This window comes from Paraburkholderia sp. HC6.4b (assembly GCF_014200875.1).
Lineage (GTDB): Bacteria > Pseudomonadota > Gammaproteobacteria > Burkholderiales > Burkholderiaceae > Paraburkholderia > Paraburkholderia tuberum.
The window spans coordinates 99,684-119,209 of record NZ_JACHDC010000014.1; the positions used below are offsets into that span (position 1 = coordinate 99,684).

General features: G+C 63.6%; 20 protein-coding genes. 4 read left to right on the top strand and 16 right to left on the bottom strand.

Going from position 1 to position 19,526, the window contains the following annotated elements; all coding sequences use genetic code 11:
• Genes HDG34_RS21415 through HDG34_RS21475 form a run of 13 tightly spaced genes read right to left on the bottom strand, consistent with a single transcriptional unit; the run spans position 1 to position 10,295 of the window.
• Positions 1 to 960, bottom strand: coding sequence for an acetaldehyde dehydrogenase (acetylating) (locus tag HDG34_RS21415; RefSeq protein WP_184062071.1), 960 nt, complete (start codon positions 958 to 960; stop codon positions 1 to 3).
• 28 nt (positions 961 to 988) lie between these two features.
• The gene (locus HDG34_RS21420; protein ID WP_018424339.1) at positions 989 to 1,180 is read right to left on the bottom strand and encodes a 2-hydroxymuconate tautomerase; all 192 of its coding nucleotides are present in this window, start codon (positions 1,178 to 1,180) and stop codon (positions 989 to 991) included.
• Between the two features lie 31 nt (positions 1,181 to 1,211).
• Positions 1,212 to 2,000 (bottom strand): 2-oxo-3-hexenedioate decarboxylase, encoded by a 789-nt coding sequence (dmpH, locus tag HDG34_RS21425; RefSeq protein ID WP_184062072.1) that lies wholly within the window; start codon positions 1,998 to 2,000, stop codon positions 1,212 to 1,214.
• Complete coding sequence (dmpE, locus tag HDG34_RS21430) at positions 1,997 to 2,821, bottom strand: 2-oxopent-4-enoate hydratase (protein WP_184062073.1); 825 nt, start codon at positions 2,819 to 2,821, stop codon at positions 1,997 to 1,999. The genes dmpH and dmpE overlap by 4 nt, the downstream gene beginning before the upstream one ends.
• Before the next feature lie 8 nt (positions 2,822 to 2,829).
• Entirely contained in the window at positions 2,830 to 4,284 is a 1,455-nt protein-coding gene (locus HDG34_RS21435; RefSeq protein WP_184062074.1) for a 2-hydroxymuconic semialdehyde dehydrogenase, read from the bottom strand.
• Positions 4,285 to 4,322: 38 nt separating this feature from the next.
• Complete coding sequence (locus HDG34_RS21440) at positions 4,323 to 5,252, bottom strand: catechol 2,3-dioxygenase (RefSeq protein WP_184062075.1); 930 nt, start codon at positions 5,250 to 5,252, stop codon at positions 4,323 to 4,325.
• A 24-nt stretch (positions 5,253 to 5,276) separates the two neighbouring features.
• Positions 5,277 to 5,648, bottom strand: coding sequence for a 2Fe-2S iron-sulfur cluster-binding protein (locus HDG34_RS21445; RefSeq protein WP_184062076.1), 372 nt, complete (start codon positions 5,646 to 5,648; stop codon positions 5,277 to 5,279).
• Between the two features lie 33 nt (positions 5,649 to 5,681).
• On the bottom strand, positions 5,682 to 6,755 hold the full coding sequence (locus HDG34_RS21450) for an NADH:ubiquinone reductase (Na(+)-transporting) subunit F (protein ID WP_184062077.1): 1,074 nt from the start codon (positions 6,753 to 6,755) through the stop codon (positions 5,682 to 5,684).
• A 14-nt stretch (positions 6,756 to 6,769) separates the two neighbouring features.
• Complete coding sequence (locus HDG34_RS21455; RefSeq protein WP_184062078.1) at positions 6,770 to 7,129, bottom strand: phenol hydroxylase subunit P4; 360 nt, start codon at positions 7,127 to 7,129, stop codon at positions 6,770 to 6,772.
• 41 nt (positions 7,130 to 7,170) lie between these two features.
• On the bottom strand, positions 7,171 to 8,694 hold the full coding sequence (locus HDG34_RS21460; protein ID WP_184062168.1) for an aromatic/alkene/methane monooxygenase hydroxylase/oxygenase subunit alpha: 1,524 nt from the start codon (positions 8,692 to 8,694) through the stop codon (positions 7,171 to 7,173).
• 18 nt (positions 8,695 to 8,712) lie between these two features.
• Positions 8,713 to 8,982, bottom strand: a complete 270-nt coding sequence (locus HDG34_RS21465; protein WP_018424330.1) for an MmoB/DmpM family protein — start codon at positions 8,980 to 8,982, stop codon at positions 8,713 to 8,715.
• Between the two features lie 7 nt (positions 8,983 to 8,989).
• Positions 8,990 to 10,003: an aromatic/alkene monooxygenase hydroxylase subunit beta gene (locus HDG34_RS21470; protein WP_018424329.1), complete on the bottom strand. Its 1,014-nt coding sequence runs from the start codon at positions 10,001 to 10,003 to the stop codon at positions 8,990 to 8,992.
• Positions 10,004 to 10,058: 55 nt separating this feature from the next.
• Entirely contained in the window at positions 10,059 to 10,295 is a 237-nt protein-coding gene (locus HDG34_RS21475; RefSeq protein ID WP_018424328.1) for a phenol hydroxylase subunit, read from the bottom strand.
• A gap of 118 nt (positions 10,296 to 10,413) precedes the next feature.
• Here HDG34_RS21475 and HDG34_RS40200 point away from each other — a divergent pair, with 118 nt between their 5' ends.
• Complete coding sequence (locus HDG34_RS40200) at positions 10,414 to 10,626, top strand: hypothetical protein (RefSeq protein WP_184062079.1); 213 nt, start codon at positions 10,414 to 10,416, stop codon at positions 10,624 to 10,626.
• An 85-nt stretch (positions 10,627 to 10,711) separates the two neighbouring features.
• Here HDG34_RS40200 and HDG34_RS21485 read toward each other — a convergent pair whose 3' ends face one another.
• From HDG34_RS21485 to HDG34_RS21495, 3 genes are all read right to left on the bottom strand, one after another.
• Positions 10,712 to 12,427, bottom strand: coding sequence for a sigma-54-dependent Fis family transcriptional regulator (locus HDG34_RS21485; RefSeq protein WP_184062080.1), 1,716 nt, complete (start codon positions 12,425 to 12,427; stop codon positions 10,712 to 10,714).
• A gap of 346 nt (positions 12,428 to 12,773) precedes the next feature.
• Complete coding sequence (locus HDG34_RS21490; protein ID WP_260321285.1) at positions 12,774 to 13,250, bottom strand: lecithin retinol acyltransferase family protein; 477 nt, start codon at positions 13,248 to 13,250, stop codon at positions 12,774 to 12,776.
• Positions 13,251 to 13,878: 628 nt separating this feature from the next.
• Positions 13,879 to 14,982 (bottom strand): alpha/beta fold hydrolase, encoded by a 1,104-nt coding sequence (locus HDG34_RS21495; protein ID WP_184062081.1) that lies wholly within the window; start codon positions 14,980 to 14,982, stop codon positions 13,879 to 13,881.
• A gap of 477 nt (positions 14,983 to 15,459) precedes the next feature.
• Between HDG34_RS21495 and glgC the strand changes: the two genes are divergently transcribed.
• The 3 genes from glgC (at position 15,460) to pdxY (ending at position 19,460) form a co-directional block, all read left to right on the top strand.
• Positions 15,460 to 16,725, top strand: a complete 1,266-nt coding sequence (glgC, locus tag HDG34_RS21500) for a glucose-1-phosphate adenylyltransferase (RefSeq protein ID WP_184062082.1) — start codon at positions 15,460 to 15,462, stop codon at positions 16,723 to 16,725.
• Between the two features lie 138 nt (positions 16,726 to 16,863).
• Positions 16,864 to 18,324, top strand: a complete 1,461-nt coding sequence (gene glgA / locus HDG34_RS21505) for a glycogen synthase GlgA (protein WP_184062083.1) — start codon at positions 16,864 to 16,866, stop codon at positions 18,322 to 18,324.
• 269 nt (positions 18,325 to 18,593) lie between these two features.
• Entirely contained in the window at positions 18,594 to 19,460 is an 867-nt protein-coding gene (pdxY, locus tag HDG34_RS21510) for a pyridoxal kinase PdxY (protein ID WP_090803972.1), read from the top strand.
• Positions 19,461 to 19,526: the final 66 nt, after the last annotated feature.

Genomic DNA, 19,526 nt, shown 5'->3' on the forward strand with positions numbered 1-19,526 from the left:
TCAGGCCGCGAGCGGCGCGAGCCGCGTTTCGGCGATACGTTCGGCGCACGCGAGCGCGGCCGAGGTCATGATGTCGAGGTTGCCCGCATAAGCCGGCAGATAGTGCGCGGCGCCCTCCACTTCGAGAAAGATCGAGGTCTTCAGCCCTGTGATCGGGCCGACGCCCGGCACGTTCAGCGGCTGGCTTGCGTCGAACAGATCGAACTGCACGCGCTGCTTGAGCCGGTAACCCGGCACGTAGCGTTGCACGCGCTCGGCCATCGCAGCGACGCTCGCTTCTATGGCGTCGCGATCCGCGGGATCGGACAGCGTGAAGACGGTGTCGCGCATGATGAGCGGCGGTTCGGCCGGGTTCAGAACGATGATCGCCTTGCCGCGCGTCGCACCGCCGAGCACCTCGATCGCCTTCGACGTGGTTTCGGTGAATTCGTCGATGTTGGCGCGCGTGCCTGGACCGGCAGAGCGGCTGGAAATCGACGCAACGATCTCCGCGTAGTGGACCTTCGCCACACGCGACACCGCGTTGACCATCGGAATCGTCGCCTGCCCGCCACACGTCACCATGTTGATGTTGGGCGCGTCGAGTTCGTCGTCGAGATTGATCGACGGAATCACATACGGTCCGATCGCGGCGGGCGTCAGGTCGATGACCTTGATGCCGTGCGCCCGCAGCAGCGCGTTGTGATGCTTGTGCGCGCCTGCCGAGGTGGCGTCGAACGCGATGCGGATGTCACCGAAGTCCGGCATGGCGAGCAATCCGTCGATGCCGCCTGCGGTCGTCGGCACACCGAGCCGTTGCGCGCGCGCGAGGCCGTCCGACTGCGGATCGATACCGACGAGCGCGGCCATCGCGACATGCTTGCCGTGACGCAGAATCTTGATCATCAGGTCGGTGCCGATGTTGCCGGAGCCGATGATGGCGACTTTTTGCGGCGCCGATGCGCCCTGTACGTTTGACATGGACAGATTTCCTTTGATGCGTGGCGCACTAGCGCCCGAGTTCGAATGCGGTTTTGCCACCAATCCCGAAGTGCGTCTTCGGGATTTCGATCAGCAGCACGCGCACCGATTCGCGCGGCGCGCCGATGGATTCGATGGCGGCGTCGGTCAGTGCGCCGATCAAACGCGCCTTCTGTTCGTCGGTCCGGCCTTCCATGAGATGAACGTTGATGATGGGCATAAATGTCTCCGTTTATGCAGGCACGCTTCGCTCAGACGAAGCGCATTGAAACGCTGCCAAGATGCTGGAAGCGCGCGGTGACCGAATCGCCGGCGGCAACTGCAATCGCCTCGGTCACGCCGCCGGTCAGGATCAACGTGCCCGCGGGAATGGCCTTGCCGCGCGCGCCGAGCATGTTGGCGAGCATCGCGACGCTGGCGGCCGGATGGCCGAGCACCGCCGCGCCCGACGCCGTCGCGACGATTTCACCGTTTTTCTCCAGCACCACGCCAAGATTCTTCAGGTCGAGACCGGCGGCGCTGCGATGCCGGCCCCCCGTCACGAAGCGCGCCGACGATGTGTTGTCGGCAATTACGCTCTTCAGGTCGAAGCGGAAGTTTTCGTAGCGCGAGTCGATCACTTCCACCGCGGGCAGCACAAAGTCTGTTGCGGCCAGCACGGTGCCGATGTGGCAGCCGGGACCTGCAAGCGGATGCTTCGTCACAAACGCGATTTCCGCTTCCACTTTCGGGTGGATCAGCGACGACGTGTCGATTGCCGCGCCGTCCATGCACGAACCGTAGTCGGTGAGAAAGCCGTAGACCGGGTCTGTCACACCCATCTGGCGCATCTTCGCGTGCGACGTGAGGCCCATCTTCAAGCCCGCGACTTTCATGCCGCGCGCTTCCTTGCGGGCACGCAGCGAATCCTGGATCGCATACGCGTCGGCCCAGTCGATCTGCGGATACGCGTCGGTGATCTTGGTGACCGCCTCCCGTTGCAGTTCAGCTTCGTCGAGCCGATGCGCGAGGGCGTCGATCGTCGTTTGATCGAGCGTCATGGTTTTTCTCCCTGAATGAAACGCACCGACGCGCTGCCGATGCCGCCGAGACTGATCCGCAGCGAGTCGCCTGCCGTCACCGGCACCATTGCCGCGAGCGAGCCGGACAGAATCACCTCGCCCGCTTTGAGCGTCATGCCGAGCCGGCCGAGGGTGTTCGCGAGCCACGCCACCGCGTTGGCCGGATGCCCGAGCGCCGCTGCGCCCGCGCCGGTTGCCGCTATCTCGCCGTTCTTTTCGAGCGTCATGCCGACCAGTGCGAGATCGAGTTCGCGCGGGTCGATCGCCTGATCGCCGAGCACGAATACGCCCGACGACGCGTTGTCGGCCACGGTGTCCTGAATGCGGATCTTCCAGTCGCGAATACGCGAGTCGACGATCTCGAAGCACGGCAGTACGGCCTCGGTGGCACGCAATACGTCCGCATTCGTCACGCCCGGCCCCGCAAGGTCGTGTTTCAGCACGAACGCGATTTCGCCCTCGGCCTTCGGCGCGATCAGTTGCGACACGTCAATCGCGGCGCCGTCCGCGAACACCATCGCCGACGTGAGATGCCCGAAGTCCGGCTGGCGCACGTCGAGCATGTTCATCACCGCTTCGCTCGTCACGCCGATCTTCTTGCCGATCACTCGTTCGCCGCCGAGCGCGATGCGGCGTTCAATCATCCGCAACTGGATACGGTAGGCGTCGTCGATCGTAATGCCGGGTTCGCGTGCGGTCAGCGGCGCAACCGGCTCGGCATGACGCAACGCGCGATAGAGTTCGTCGCCGTAGCGCTCGATCGCTTCGGGCGCGAGCCCTTCTGTTTTTAACGGATTCATCTCAGCCCTCACAGCTTGACGCATACGTTGCGCAGCTCGGTATAGAACTCGAGCGAATGGATACCGCCTTCTCGGCCGATCCCCGACTGTTTCGCGCCACCGAACGCGGTGCGCAGATCGCGCAGAAACCACGAATTGATCCAGCAGATGCCCACGTCGAGCGCGCGCGCCATGCGATGCGCGGTGCCGGTGTCGCGCGTCCACACGGTGGCGGCGAGACCGTAGGGCGTGTCGTTGGCTTTCGCGATCACTTCAGCTTCGTCATCGAACGGCGCGACGTGACAGCACGGGCCGAAGATTTCCTCGCGGATCACGCGCGAGCCGTCCGGCAGGCCAGTCCAGATCGTCGGCTCGATCCACGCGCCGTCCTTCAACCCGGCCGCCATATCGGGTACGCCGCCGCCGCTTACGACCACCGCGCCGTCGGCGCGCGCCTGCTCGTAGTACGACAGCACCTTGCTGCGATGCGTCTGCGAGATCAACGGACCGAAGGTGGTGCCTTCGGCGCCGGGGCGCCCCGGACGCAACGCCTTCGCTCGTGCCGCAAGCGCATCGACAAAGCGCTCGTAAATCGGCCGTTGCACGTAGACGCGCTCCGTACCGAGACACACCTGCCCTGTGTTTTCAAAAGCGGAACGCGCGATACCTATCACGGCCGCATCGAAATCGCAGTCGGCAAAGACGATGCCCGCGTTCTTGCCGCCGAGTTCGAACGACACCGGCCGCACGCCGTTCGCCGCAGCCTTCATGATGGCTTCGCCGGTGCGCGTTTCGCCGGTAAAAGTGATCGCGTTCACGCCGGGATGCTCAGTCAGGAACGCACCCGCAGAGTCGGGACCGAAACCGTGCACGACGTTGTAGACGCCCTTTGGCACGCCCACTTCGTTCATCACTTCGCCAAGCAGCGTTGCGGTAGCCGGCGTTTCCTCGGACGGCTTCACCACCACCGTGTTGCCGCATGCGAGCGCCGGCGCGACCTTCCATGTCATCAGCAACAGCGGCAGGTTCCACGGACACACGACCGCGATCACACCGCGCGGCGTACGCACACCGTAGTTGAGGGCTTCGCCGCCGTCCTGCGTCGCCATGGCGAAGCTTTCGGTGGGGACGTTGCGAATGATGTCGGCGAACACCTTGAAGTTCGCCGCGCCGCGCGGAATGTCGATGTGACTCGCCAGCGCATGCGGCTTGCCGGTATCGGCAATTTCGGCGGCGAGAAAGTCGTCGAAGCGCCGGTTGATGCCGTCGGCCACCGCGTACAGCAGTTCGACGCGCTGCGGCAGCGTCATGCGCGCCCAAGGTCCGTGCAAGGCCACGCGCGCGGCCTGCACCGCTGCGTTGACCTCGGCGCGGCCGGCCTCGTGCACGAGCCCGATCACACTGTCGTCGACCGGGTCGCGGTCTTCGAACGTGCGATCCGTGCCGACCCACTCGCCGCCAATGAAATTCTTGAATTCAGTCATGGATAGTCTCGATCGTTTCGTTGCGCCAGTCGCGCGGCTCAGGTCAACACGCTCAGGAAGGCCTCGTTGAGCTTGCGGTCGTGATAGAAAATCGCGCGCCCCAGATCCTTGTCGTGCCACGTGATAGTCGGCTTGTCAGGGTAGTGGATGTAGCCGCCCGCGAAGACCTCGTTGCGGTTGCCGGACGGATCGAAGAAGTAGATCGTCGCGCCGCGCGTGATGCCGTGACGCGTCGGCCCGATGTCGAGCGCAACGTCGTGCTTGGAAATCAGATCAGCAGCCTTGAGCACGTCGCCCCAACTGTCGAGCTGGAACGACACGTGGTGAAATTTGTTCTTCGCCGCGTGGCGGATAAACGCGACGTCATGTGCCTTGTTCGAGCACGTCAGGAACGCGGCGATCTGCATGCCTTCCGGTGTAACGACCTGCTCGGCCAGCGAAAAGCCGAGCACGTCGCGAAAGAGCTTCACGGTATCGTCGAGTTCGTCGCCGTACAGCAGGCAATGATCGAAGCGGCTCGGCGACATGCCGCGCAGGCCGTCGGGCCAGGGGTCGGGGTTCACGTCGCCGGTCGCGCTGCCGACCTTGTCCTTCGTCGCGAAGAGTTCGATCGAGTGGCCGGTCGGTACGGTGAAGCGGAAACGCCGCCCTGTATGCAGATGCTCGCCGGCTTCCATCCAGAGGAAGTCTTTCGCGTAGCCCGATTCCTTCACCGCGTTCGCGAGCCGGTCGAGCGTCGCTTCGCTGTCGACGCGAAAGCCGAGGTAATCCATGCCCGGCTCGTCCGCTTCGCGCAGCACGACGCTGTGATGGTCATGTTCGTCCCATGCCTTCAGATACACGCGCCCTTGCGCGTCGCGGCCGGTTTCATGCAGGCCGAGCACGTCGATGTAGTGCTTCAACGCCGGATCGATTTCGAGGACCCGCAGCGCAATATGGCCGGGTCGCAGTACGCCTTGCAATGCCATGATGTGTCTCCTTGATGTTCTGGTTCAGACGCCGCCCGGCGCCTGTTGCTGCTGGATGGATTCGTGGTGTTCTTCCGCCACCATTCCGGCGCGCGCCTTGTCGATGCAGCGCGCCATCCTGCCGATCACGCGCACCGACAGATCCGTGAGCGGACTGATGCGGCATGCGAGCACCGTGCCGCGCGCTTCCTCGTCGGCGCTCACGCAAGCGCGGCTCATCTTGCAGGCGTGATAGCGGCCGCTCAGCACCTGCACCTTGCACACACCGCAGCCGCCGCCGCGACAGCCGAGCGGAATGCCTCGCCCGCCTGTCGCCGCCATCGCATGAAGCACGGTGGCGTTCTCCGCGCAGCCGAAGGTGTCGCCGGTGTTTTCAACTTCGATCCGCCAGGTCATCACCGCTCTCCTAGAGTGAGCTGACGGAGCGCGTCAGATGCGGAACAGCGGGCTTTTGGCCGCCTCGCTCGCATCCGCCGCCGACAGGAACTGCTCCGTGTAGATGTCGCGCTCGAACAGCCGGCCCTGCATCAAGGTTTTGATGCACGCCTCGACCATCGGCGGCGGCCCGCACAGATACGCCTTGTGGCCGCGAAAATCGGTGATGCCCGCGGCGTCGGAGTACTGCGCTTTCAGGACCTCGTGCACGAAACCGCGCGGGCCCGGCCAGCCGCTGTCGTCCGGCTCGCTCGACAGCGCGGGCAGGTAGCGGAAATTCGGGTGGCGTTCGGCCAGGTCGTTGAAAAAGGCTTCGAAATAGAGTTCGTCGCGTGTGCGGGCGCCGTGGATCAGCGTGATCGGCAACGTCGAGCCTTCGTTCAGCAGATCGAGGATCATCGACTTCGGGCTCGACAGGCCCGAGCCGCCGGCGAGGAAGATCGTCGGCATCTGCGCCTGTTTGCGCACGAAGAAGCGGCCGAACGGCGCGGCGAACGCCAGTTGCGCGCCCGGTCGCAGTTCGTCGTGCAGCCAGCCGGTCGCGACCCCGTCCGGCACACGGCGAATGTGCATCTCGATCTCGCCGTCATGTGGCGCATTGGCAAGCGAGAATGCGCGCGGCTGCCCGCAGCCCGGCACATGCAGATTCAGGTACTGGCCTGCCTGAAACGCGACACGCCCGGCGCCCTCCACCGCGAGCCGGATCACGCGGATAGTCGGCGTGGCGTCTTCGATCGCGACGACCGTGCCCGTGTAATCCTGCAGCGGCAGATTTTGCGCGTCGGGGTCTTCGTCGATGTCGGCTTCGATCACGAGATCGGACATCGGCGTCGCGCAGCACGCCAGGCACTTGCCCTCTTCGCGCTCGAAGTCCATCAGCGCGAAGTCCGACGCGTCGCCCTGATCGATCTCGCCGTCGATGACCTGCACCTTGCAGGTCGCACACAGCCCGTGACAGCAAGCATGCGGAAGCCACACGCCCTGACGCAAACAGGCATCGAGCAGCGTCTGCCCCGCTTCGATGCCGATGGTCTGGCCGAGCGGTTCAATACGTACGGTGTAGTCCATCACTGTCTCCCGCGTTAGCTGCACGAACCGCCGATGCCAGTCAGGCCCGGCGTCCGCAGACGGATCACGTCCTTGTGAACGAGACCGTTGTCGGCGAGCGAGCGCTCGCTGTCCGGCCGCCACGGCTCGCCGGATCTGAACCACTGCGCCGTGTGCCAGTCGATCGCGGCAAAATCAGGATGCGCGTCATACAGACCCGGTAGCACGTCCGACACCAACGCGCCGAACGTCATGTCAGCCGGCACCGGCACGCACAGCGGCGCGCAGAACATCAAGTGGTCCTCCCAGCCGATATAGAGCAGCCGGTTGCCATGAAATTGCGACTCGCGGTCGGCCGGTTCGAACGCGTATGGTTTGATCGCGGTGATGCTCATGCTTGTCTCCTTCGTCTGTCTGTTCTCGTGTCGCGTCGCGCTCATTCGCCTGAAACGTGGGCGCCGGATGCGTCTTTCCACGCATTCCAGTTGCGTTCGTCGGGCGAGCCCGCGAAGTCGAGGTTGTCGTGACCGTGGTTGAGGTTGTAGTACTTGAGAACATCGTCGAGCGACGCGCCACCACAGTTGCCCTGATAGATCTGGTGCACCGGCAGCCACGCCTGCACATATTTCTCGGGCTCGCCTTCGAAGATGTCCTTGCAGCCGTCCGAGCAAAAGTGGAACTTCATGCCGTGATACGTCGATTCGCGGTAGGCGATTTTGGTCGGGTCGTCCGGCTCGCTGAAGAACATCGGTACCTGGCAGGTCTGGCAGAGCATCGGCAGACTGGCGTTGTAGAAACGCTTGCCCGCCTGCTGCTGTTCGCGCCAGTATTCGAAACGCGGCCGGTAGACGCTGTCGAAGGTCTCCGGGTACTTGGCGGAAAGCCAGTCGAGTTCTTCGTCGGAGGGCACCCAGGTGTGGAAGTCAGCAGCGGCGCCATAGTTGTAGAACGTTGCCCAAGCCTCATGCGTGACGCGGTCTTTGGTCTGCGTCGCGATCTCGTGATACTTCGGCATGCGCAGGCCATAGCGTTCGAGGTCTTTGAAGAGCGCGCCGCCCGCGTCTTCGAAATAGATCTTCCACGCCTCGGACCACGACATCACGCGCTTGGGCAGCATGTAGTCCATCATCATGCCGACCAGCGTCAGCAGCCGGAAACCACGCCAGAACCATTTGTCGAGCCACTTCTGCACGATCGGCACATTGTCGGGGTCCTGCTCGCAGAGAAACTTCACGACTTCGAGACCGAGCGTCATGTGACGCGACTCATCGGACTGCGCGGAGAAGCCGAAGGTGACCGTCGCCATATCGCCGTTGTACGCCGCGCCTGACATGAACGGCATGAACAGCAGGTTCGTCAGCACGTATTCGAACGAAAACGAAATCGCCGTGATGAATTCGAACGGACCGGCGCTCATCGCATCTTCGAAGTACGACTTCGGCACCGATAGATACCAGACGCGGTCGTACATATGCGGCCATTCCGCGAAGCCGTTGAAATACTTGTTGTAGAGCGACAGCGTGTGGACCTGAGTCTGACAGTGACGCAATTCATCGATCGACTGCATCTGGCAAGCGACGCGCGCACCAACCCCGCGAAAATGGCGACCCAGATGCGCATAACCGCGATGCGCCGCGTATTCGAGCGGCGTCACGCCGGTCAGGAACAGCTTGAGCGTGTTGATATAGCGTGCGTCGGAGACATTCATGTGCCCGTTGTTCTGCGCGAACGAATCGATGATCGCGTAGAGTTTGCGTTCCTTCTCCGCCTGATACTTCCAGTACGCGTCCATCGTCATGCGGAACGGGTCTTCCCACTTGTCCCAGTCGTGAATCTTGATGCCCTCGTACTGATCGAACGGGAACACCTTGTCCATCGGCTGATAACTGGTTTCCCAGCCGAGATCGCGCGTCATCAGCGCGTACTTGTCTTTCAGGTTCAGCTTCTTGCGTGCGTCCATCATTCGTCTCCGTTTATATCAGGCGTGCCATTGCAGCGTGAAGGCATCGTCGGTTTCATCGATGTTTCCCGACAGCGACACCAGATTCAGTTGCAGCTCCTGGATGTTCCAGTCGCGGCCCAACTCTTCCGATACGTGGGGGCGCGAAATCACGAGCTTGCCGGGCGCGTCGATCTTCACCATCGCCGGATACTCGTTGACCGTAGCCTCCGGATTCACGGCGGTAATCGCGGCAACGATCGCGCGCGTTTCGTCGGTGTTCTGCAATGCGATGTAGACGTTTTGCATGACGGCCTCAGGGTTGGACTACTGCCACCGGCAATGCGCCGAGCTTCGTAAGACGAGCGGCGAACTGCGCGCCGCTTTCATCGAGTGCGGCAGCGCCCGCGCCGTCGAGCAGCGTGCCTGCAACGGGGAGAAGCGCGTCGAGCGTGCGAGCGCGGTAGTACTCGACCCAGCCGGCAATTCGTTGCTGGTTCTCGGGCGATTCAGCGCTCACCGTGCGGATCAGCGCGTCGACCCACTTGGTGTGATCGGACTGCCATTGCTGCGTGAACTCGGTGAGCATCGCGAGACTTGCACCGAGGTGCTGCGCAACGAACGCGTCGAAGTGCTGATAGACGAGCGGATACAGCAAGCCGTCGAGCACAAGGTTCTGCGCGACGAAGGTCTCGAACCAGTCTTCGATCACGAAGAGGTCCTCGACGAGGCGGCGCATCGGCTGCCAGGCCTCGGCTTCCAGCCACGCGGTCTTCGCGCGTTCCAGCGCGACGCCCGTGTTGCCGTCGAGCGCGAGACCGATACGCGACAGATACTGGGCAATGCCGAGCCGGTCCATCGCGCAGAACGTGCAGGCCTGCGTAATCGCGGTGCCGTAGCCGTAATCGGCGCACAGCGTGTTGTTCATATTGGCGCCCCATTCGATGTGACGCAGCGGCAACAGCCCGGCGATCAAGCGCTCCTGCCATTCGTACGACAGCCCCGCCAGCAGTCCGCGACGCTCCACCAGATCGAACGCGCCTTCGGCCGCCTCCTGTTGCCGCGCGCGTGTCGTCACATAAGCGCCGTAGTAGTACTGGCGCGGATCCTTCAGCGCGTACCAGTCCTTCATGCGGATTTGCGTGCGGCTCGCGTCGAACAACTCAAACTCCGGCGCCCATGTCGGCCGATAGTGAAAGTTGGTGGTGGGCTGAATGTCGTAGGTCGCCTCCTGATATCGCGAGGCCGGCTTGTCGCCGAAACGGCGCCCGACGTGCCCATAGGTTTGACGCAGCGGCTGGGCCTTGAGCGTCTTGATTTCGACTTGCATGAGACTGTCTCCGTGTTTGTCCACTACTCTTCTGAATGAGCTGTTTCGCCTGGCGCTAGCCCTCGTATCGCCAGCGTTCGCGCGTAAGGCCGATCTGTTCGTCGGTTTGCGTAATCGTGCGAACCGAGTTCACCTGGCAGAAGCGATCGAACATCGTCTGGTTCATGATCAGTTCGACAGCTAGATCGGGGTCACCGACCGAGAAATCGAATTCGACATAACCATCTTCGCGTTGCGCAGTTATCCGAATGAATCGTCGAGTCCTGTCGAACAGCGGTCTCGGATCTTGCATCGTTGCCTCCTCGTTTTTCTTGTCTATTGCACGACCTGTGCCATGTGCGGTTTGTACAAAAAAACGAGGGTTTGCCCGAAGAAAAACCGCAAATCTCGCGAAATGGCGGTGCGAGGCGATGATCAAATCATCAAGCGATGGCGGCCTGTTTGATCATTTGATGAAGAGCACGCCGACACGCCGTGTCGACGGCGATTTCTTGCATGCGATGAGACTGCGGCAGCGCGCCTGTGCGTCGTCTGGAGTGGCGAAACAGGCGTGGCAATGCGGTACATGGGTCACGCGTGGCACCAGCCGCGCCGATGCTCTGCCAAGACGTTTGATCAATTGATCAAACGTCTCGCGAGCCACGCATCGCACAGCAGAAAAAAAAGCCGCCCAAAGGGCGGCCCGAATCGTCAAGCGGAGCAGCGTGATTATTTGTCCGCGGGCGGAGCGGTCTTCTCGCGATTGCGCCAGCGATAAGCAAGCTGCGGCCGCGTGATGCCGAGCATTCTCGCCGCCTGGCTCAGATTGCCGCCCGCACGTTCGACCGCGGCTTCGATGAGCATGTTCTCGACGCGGTCGAGCGGCACGCCTTCGCGCATCATGTGATCGAACAACGCGTCGGCGACGTCCGCGTTTTCGCGCAGCGGATGGCCACGCTCGTCGAGTGATGCGGCGCTGTCGTCCCCGGACTCCGGCAGGGCCGTGAACAGATCGCGCTCCGTGATCTGACCGCCTGGTCGCGCGAGGATCACGCCGCGCTCCACCGCGTTTTCGAGTTCACGCACGTTGCCGGGCCACGCGTGGGCGCGCAGTGTCGCTATCGCGCGATCGGTGAGCCCCAGCACGCGCTTGCTGTGCCGCACGCTGTACTTCGCGATGAATCGCTCGACAAGACGCGGGATATCGTCGGCCCGCTCGCGCAGCGGCGGGATCGTGACCGGATAGACATTGAGACGATACAACAGATCCTTGCGAAACGCGCCGCGCCGCACCGCTTCCGTCAACTCGACGTTGGTCGCGGCGACAACCCGCACGTCGACCTTGCGCACGTGGTCGTCGCCGACGCGCTCGAACTCGCCTTCCTGGAGCACGCGCAGCAGCTTGGCCTGCGCCGACGCCGAGAGCTCGCCCACTTCGTCGAGGAAGAGCGTGCCGGTATCCGCCCGCTCGAAACGGCCGATCCGCGTCTGATGCGCGCCGGTAAACGCGCCTCGCTCAACGCCGAAAAGCTCGGCCTCGAGCAACTCCTCCGGCATGGCGGCACAGTTGATGGCGACAAAGGGCTTGTCGCGCCTCCGGCTCACGCCGTGCAACGCGCGCGCGAAGCGCTCCTTGCCGACACCCGTTTCGCCGAGCAACAGCACGGTCACGTCGCTCGACGCCGCGCGCTGCGCGAGCCCCCACGCCGCGAGAAAACCCGTGGACGCGCCGACCAGTTCTTCCGGCTGCGCCACTTCCTGCTGCAGCGAGCGCAGGTTTTCCACTTCGCTCTGCAATTGCAACAGCGTTTCGATGACCGGATCGGGCGTGTACAGCTTCAGCATCTCGTCGCCGTCGAGCCACTCTTCGACCGGCTTGCCGACGATGCGGCAATGCGGATCGCCACAGCCCGAACACAGCGTCTCCTTGTAGAGGATGGTGCGGCCCATCAACGCCGACGTATAACCACTCGCGTAACCGACCTGCATCCAGCAGACCGGGTCATTGCTCAGCCCGAAAATTTTCTGATGCACTTCGGCTTCGAACGAGTCTTCCCACAGGTGGTCGCCGTAGTACTTGCCGTTGGCGATATCGATGTCCACTTCGATCGGCGTCACTCGCACGTTGCCTTCGAGCACGTGCAGGCACGGCCCGAGTTCGAGCAGGCCGAAATCGCTCGCGGTGGGGCGTAAAGTGCGGGCGAGTTCTGCGTCGCGCATGCCGGATTGAAAGCCCATTCGCGTGAACAGGCCCCGCGTGCGCTCCAGGCCGAGCGTGTCGACGAGTTCCTTGCGCAGCGCGCCCAGCGTGGCTGTGTGAAGGAGAATCATGCGATTCTCGCCGAGCCAGATGTGTCCCTCCTGTCTGACAAATTTCAGGCGGCGCGAAAGGTTCTCGATCCCCTCCCGCATGCTCGCCGAAAACCGCGCGGTGCTGTCTGTCACAGCGCCTCCTTTTATGTGTATGAGGTGTCTCCGTCTCTATTCTAGGCAAAGTGCATGCCGGGAGGTCGGCTCATCGTCACGGCCCAGGGCCGCGATTATGAGGGGCCGATCTGCCGTCGGCTTCGGGGGTTGGCTGTTTGGGCGCCACCGCTTGCGCGGGCGAATCGTCATGACGAGGTCAGTACTTACCCCAGCGACCGATTGATCAAATCATCAAAACGACCCGGAATGGACTGTCCATTTGGTGAAGCGTCTTATGCCTGCTAGCGCTCGCAACTGCGCCAGCGAAATCGCCACGCATGCGCGTGCTTGTTCATTTGGTGTAAACGCACAGCGGATGGCTTCGTCAGCACGCGAGCCTATCTGTGGAGACATGAATTGGTTTTGCGCGCACGAATTGCCTGAGCATGTTGACCAGCGCGTGCAGGCAGCGCTGCGGCAAGGCGACCAGGGCATCGATCTGATCGCTTCGGCTTTCGCCGCACAGACACCACGCGCAGAAATGCTCGCAGTTGTTCGTGGTCACCCGGTAGCAGTCTTCGCCGAGACGCGAGTACGCACGCCGGACCACTTCCTCACGCGAGTACCTTCTGCCGGGCGTCCGCTCGACGCGGATCTCGTGGCCGTCGGCAAACTCACTCAAGGAAGTCTCCTGCACCGGGGCGCGACGCAGCGAACAGGACCATCCGGCGTAATGCAACACCTTGCCATCGCCGACGTAGATGCCGTGATGCGTGTAGCCGACGCGGTGCGTGACAAGATGCCCCCCTATGACCAAGGAGGCATTTCCATGCTGGCCTATTTCGTTTGCTGATTCCGACATGTCGATCACCGCGTTCTGCTGGGTCCTGCGGTGACCTAGGCATAGGACGTGCCGATACTCTAGACGAGCGGTGCCGCACCGCGCCCGGCGGACGTGCCGACGATAAATGCAAACTGGGTCAGCCTGCGAATGCTGCGGCCGCGCTTCACCAATTGATAACGGCGCACGCGCAGCCTTTAAATGAAATGTCGCAAACCGCCGCTGGTGACGCAAACAGCACTTCACCAAATCCGATACCGCAAACCGCCCGCTTGACCATTTGATCAATCCTGCATCAGGGTAAATCCGGCCTCTGTCGATGTGCTGCCAGACGTCGAGTCATCTTCAGGTTTATTCAACGCCTGCCCGCACGCGCTATCCCGCGTTTCCACGCCCGCAGACGTGGGCAGGCATCGAACAAACCTCAAGAGATGTTAGCCTTGAGCATCCGGCAGGTTGCGGAGGCGAACCAGCCGTTCGAGTGACCGCACTTGTGTCGGGGCGAGCGGCAGAAATTGGCCGACTACAGCCTGTCCGCGAGCGTCCCCCCTTGAAATCCGCGAAGAACCATAAAGTAGCCGCCAGGAAGTTTCGCCTAGCGGTGAACGACGTAGGAGTACGGTGGCGGGACAGAAAGCCTTTTGAACGCTCACCGATTCGTCGGCACCGCCGCGATCCCATCGAGCAGCGCCTGATGAAACGCTTGCGGGTCCTGCATCTGCGGCGCGTGCCCCAACCCCGCGAACTCGACGAGCGTCGCATGCGGGATCGCCTTCGCGGCCGCGCGGCCGAGTTCCGGATAATGGCCGAGCTTCGCGCGCACCTCGGGCGGCGCCGCGTCCTTACCGATCGCCGTCGTGTCCTTCTGACCGATCAGCAACAGCGTCGGCATGCTGAGCTGCCCCAGCTCATAGACGACCGGTTGCGTGTAAATCATGTCATAGAGCAGCGCGGAATTCCACGCGACGATCTGCTTGCCCGGCCCACGATACATGCCCGCGAGCATCTGCACCCACGGTTCGTAGTCCGCGCGCCATTGCCCCGCGTAATAGGTCGCCTGTTCGTAGCGGCGGATGCCGTCGGCGGTGGTCTTCAGCTCCCGCTGATACCACTGGTCGACCGACAGCGACGGCACGCCCTTCGCCTTCCAGTCCTCGAGTCCGATCGGGTTCACGAGCACCAGTTGCTGCGTTTCGCGCGGATACATCAGCGCATAGCGGACGGCGAGCATGCCGCCCGTCGAATGACCGACCACCGTCACCTCGCTGACGCCGAGCGAATCGAGCAGCGCATGCGTATTGCGCGCGAGTTGCTGGAAGCTGTACTGGTAATGCTCGGGCTTGCTCGATTTGCAAAAGCCGATCTGGTCCGGTGCGATCACGCGATAGCCGGCATCGCTCAGCCGGCGAATCGTCGCGTCCCACGTCGCCGAACAGAAATTCTTGCCGTGCAGCAACACCACGGTGCGGCCGTTCGCATGCGCGGGCTTCACGTCCATGTAGGCCATCTGCAAAGGCACGCCCTGCGAGGTGAATTCGAAGCGTTCGACCGGCGCCGGGTAGCTGAAGCCCTGCAGCTCCGGACCGTAGGCCGGGCCGGAATCGTCGAGCGAAGACGCGGCCGCGGCGGTCGGGCTCGCCTCGCTGACCGGCGCGCCCGCCGGCGTGGCGGCCACCGCGACGGACGCCGCGCACAGCATCGCACAGGCGCAGACACTCGACAGGGCAAGCAGGAATGGGCGGTGAAGATTCATCGGAATGCTCTGCAAAAAACGCAATAGGGATGCACGAGGCAGGGAGCGCACGATTCTACGATGCGCCGCCGAACTCCGCCGCCAGTCGCGCACTGCGGGCACGGCACACGGCCGCGGCGAGATGGCATGCATATTGCGCGCTCTGGGCTCAGAGCATCGTCCGGACACGACCTCGTGGCCAATGTGTTGCGCCGCACCGAAAAACGCGCCGTAACAGGCGATCGTTTGAGGATGATCCGCCACGCGGCCCTCGCAATAAACATTATTCGCTCGCGTCCAATCGGTGCTAGAACTGACTGAGGGACCCGCGAAAACAGGCAGCGAAGAACGGCAATGCGGCACGACTGCCAGGCAGCCCGAATCATCAGCGCAGAGGAAGCGACCAGATCATCCCCGGGGGTATATCAATCAAGCAACCATCTTGCATGCGGTCGGAGCGAGTGCTGAAGGGCTCACTCCGATCGACAGGAGACAAATATGAATACTCCGGCACGGCTGAACGACTTACAACGCACTACCCTCGCGATCGTCCTCGCCGGCGGACGCGGTACCCGGCTCGGCCCGCTCACGAACAAGCGCGTGAAGCCGGCGGTGCACTTCGGCGGCAAATACCGGATCATCGACTTCGCGCTGTCCAATTGCCTGAATTCCGGCATCCGCCGCATCGCGGTGGTCACGCAGTACAAGGCGCATTCGCTGCTGCGGCATCTGCAGCGCGGCTGGAGCTTCCTGCGCGGCGAGATGGGCGAGTTCATCGACCTGTGGCCCGCGCAGCAGCGCGTCGAAGGCGCGCACTGGTATCGCGGCACCGCCGACGCGGTGTTCCAGAACCTCGACATCATCCGCTCGATCCGCCCGAAGTATGTGGTCGTGCTCGCGGGCGACCACATCTACAAGATGGACTACACGCGCATGATCGCCGATCACGCGGACAGCGGCGCCGACTGCACGGTCGGCTGCATCGAGGTGCCGCGCATGGAAGCGGTCGCGTTCGGCGTGATGGCGGTCGACGAAAATCGCCGCGTGACCGGCTTCGTCGAAAAACCGGCCGACCCGCCTGCGATACCCGGTCGCCCCGACACGGCGCTCGCGAGCATGGGCATCTACGTGTTCAGCGCCGACTACCTGTACACGCAGCTCGAAGAGAACATCGCCGCGATCGATACCGATCACGACTTCGGCAAGGACATCCTGCCGCGCGTCGTCACGCAGGGCGTGGCGATCGCGCATCCGTTCAGCATGTCGTGCGTGTCGTCGGACCCGAGCGTCGAGCCGTACTGGCGCGACGTCGGCACGATCGACGCGTACTGGGCCGCGAACCTCGACCTCGCCTCGACGATACCGACGCTCGACCTGTACGACGAGTCATGGCCGATCTGGACATACCAGGAGCAGTTGCCGCCCGCGAAGTTCGTACGCGACATGAAGGGGCTGCAGGGCTCGGGCAACAATCTGATCGTCTGCGGCGGCTGCGTGATCTCGGGCTCGCAGATTTCGCGCTCGGTGCTGTCATCGAACGTGAAAGTGAGTTCGTTCTGTAATATCAATGAGGCAGTGTTATTGCCGCAGGTCACGGTCGGCGCGAGTTGCCGCCTGCAGAAGGTCGTGATCGACCGTGGCTGCACGATTCCGGAAGGCACGGTGATCGGCGAAGACCCGGCGCGCGACGCCGAGCGCTTCTATCGCACCGACGAAGGCGTCGTGCTGGTCACGCAGGAGGCGTTGCGCCAGCATCCGGAGTAGCGCGCCCCGCCACCTGCCCGCGCCGGCGGCCACGCGCCGCCGGCCAGGCTTCACCTTGCTTCACCCGGCTTCGCCCGAACCACCGCTGACTATTTGCCGACCCCGAGCAACCCTGCCACCCCGACAGAGACCCGGCCTATGACGATTCGCGCCCTGCACGTCGCAAGCGAGCTGTATCCCCTCCTCAAAACGGGCGGTCTCGCCGACGTCGCGGGCGCGCTGCCGTCCGCGCTGATCGAGCGCGGCGCCGACGTGCGCGTGCTGCTGCCGGGCTTTCCGGCCGTGCTCGCCGGCCTGCGCGATCTGCAGCCGGTCGCGCAACTGGGCAGCCGCTTCGGCGCGCCGAACGTGACGCTCGAACGCGGCACGCTGCCCACCAACGGGCTCGCCGTCTACGTGATCCGCGCCGCGTCGCTGTACGATCGCCCCGGCAACCCGTATCTGAACGACGAACACGTGCCGTACGGCGACAACGCGCAGCGCTTCGCGCTGCTCGGCTGGGTCGCCGCGCAACTCGCGCAGCAAACGGACCCGACGTGGTCGCCGCAGATCGTCCACGCGCACGACTGGCACGCGGGGCTCGCGCCCGCCTACCTGAAGGCCGCCGAACGCGAGCACGGCCGCGCGCCCGCGCGCAGCGTGTTCACGATCCACAACCTCGCCTACCAGGGGATTTTTCCCGCGCATCAGTTCGGCCTGCTCGGCCTGCCGCACGATTTCTTCAACATGCACGGCGTCGAGTTTTATGGTCAGCTGTCGTTCCTGAAGGCGGGGCTCTACTACGCCGAGCGCATCACGACCGTCAGCCCGACCTATGCGCGCGAAATCCAGACGCTCGCGCACGGCGGCGGGCTCGATGCACTGCTGCGCCATCGTGCGCGCGATCTGAGCGGCATCCTGAACGGCGTCGACTACACGGTGTGGAATCCCGCCACCGATACGCTGCTCGCGACGCACTACAGCGCGTCGAGACTGGCGGGCAAGCTCGCCTGCAAGGAAGCGCTGCAAAAGCGCTTCGGCCTCGCGCAGAGAAGCGACGCGCTGCTGTTCGGCGTGGTGAGCCGGCTGACCGAGCAGAAAGGCCTCGATCTGCTGCTCGGCGCGGTGCCCGAGATCGTCAAGCGCGGCGGGCAACTGGTCGTGTTCGGCACCGGCGATCCGGCGCTCGAGAATGGCCTCAGGATGGTCGCGCAGGCGCATCCGGAATCGGTCGCGGTCGAGCTCGGCTTCGACGAAACCCTCGCGCATACGATCATCGCCGGCAGCGACGTGGTCGCGGTGCCGTCGCGCTTCGAGCCGTGCGGGCTCACCCAGCTCTATGCGCTCGCCTACGGGTCGCTGCCGCTCGTGCACTGCATCGGCGGTCTCGCGGATACGGTCGCCGACGCATCGCTCGAAAACCTCGCCGACGATTTCGCCACCGGCTTCGTGTTCGAACGCTTCGATCCGAAGGGACTCGCCTCGGCGATCCGCCGCGCGTTCGCGCTGTACGGACGCCGCACCGAATGGAAGGCCACGCAGCGGCGCGCGATGCGCCAGGACTTCGGCTGGGGCGCGTCGGCCGACCGCTATCTGGCCTTGTATCGCGAACTCGTCTGAAGCATCCGGCCGCACGCTGAACTGTCAGGTTTCGTTAATCTTCACGCGCGTTTGATGGTTCGGCGCAACAGCACGGGGACGGATCAACTCGCGGCTGTCAAACTCCTGTATCGTTTGCTGGCTTGCCGGCTATGCAGTTCGTGGGTTTTTCCTGCACCATCTGTATCAGGCATGTCTGCCGCGCGGCGCCCGGGCCATCGGCCCGCCCGCGCGAGCCTCCCCTTCCAGTGTTTTGTTGACCGCGCATGACCGGTTGCGCGAGCCTTACCATGACGAAAAACGTTCTTAGCATCCAGTCCCATGTCGTGTTCGGTCACGCCGGCAACAGCGCGGCCGTGTTTCCGATGTGCCGGCTCGGCGTCAACGTGTGGCCGCTCAACACCGTGCAGCTCTCGAATCACACGCAATACGGGCATTGGAGCGGCAGCGCGATCGACGCATCGCAGATGGAAGATCTCGTCGACAGCATCGGCGCGATCGGCATGCTGCCGCGCTGCGACGCAGTGGTCTCCGGCTATCTCGGCACGAAGGAACAGGCGCAGGCGGTGATTGACATCGTCAAGGCCGTGAAGGCGGCCAATCCCCGCGCCTGGTACTTTTGCGATCCGGTGATGGGCGCCACGGGCGGCTACAAGGTCGAGCCCGGCATCCAGGAATTCCTCGTGAAAGAAATGCCGCAAGTCGCCGACGGGATCGCGCCGAATCACATCGAATTGCAGCGCCTCGTCGGTCGCGAGATCGAGACGTTCGAGGAAGCCGTCACCGCGTGCCGCGAGCTGCTCGCGCGTGGGCCGAAGCTCGTGCTCGTCAAGCATCTGCTCGATCGCAACAGCCCCGCCGACCGCTTCAACATGCTCGTCGTCACCGAACGCGAAGCGTGGATGGGACAGCGTCCGCTCTATCCGTTCGCGCGCCAGCCGGTCGGCGTCGGCGATCTGACGAGCGCGGTCTTCGTCGCGCGCACGCTGCTCGGCGATTCGATCCGCTCGGCCTTCGAGCACACGCTCGCCGCGGTCAACGCGGTCGTCAAGGCGACCTGGCAGGCCGGACGCTATGAACTCGAACTGGTGGCGATGCAAAATGAAATCGCCCAGCCGCGCGAGTGGTTCGATGCGTGGGTCGCGGAAACGGCTTAGATAACTTAGGCACGTCGCTCGTTGCCGAGCGCCCTCGCCAGCACCCTGCTGGCGGCCGTCCTATAA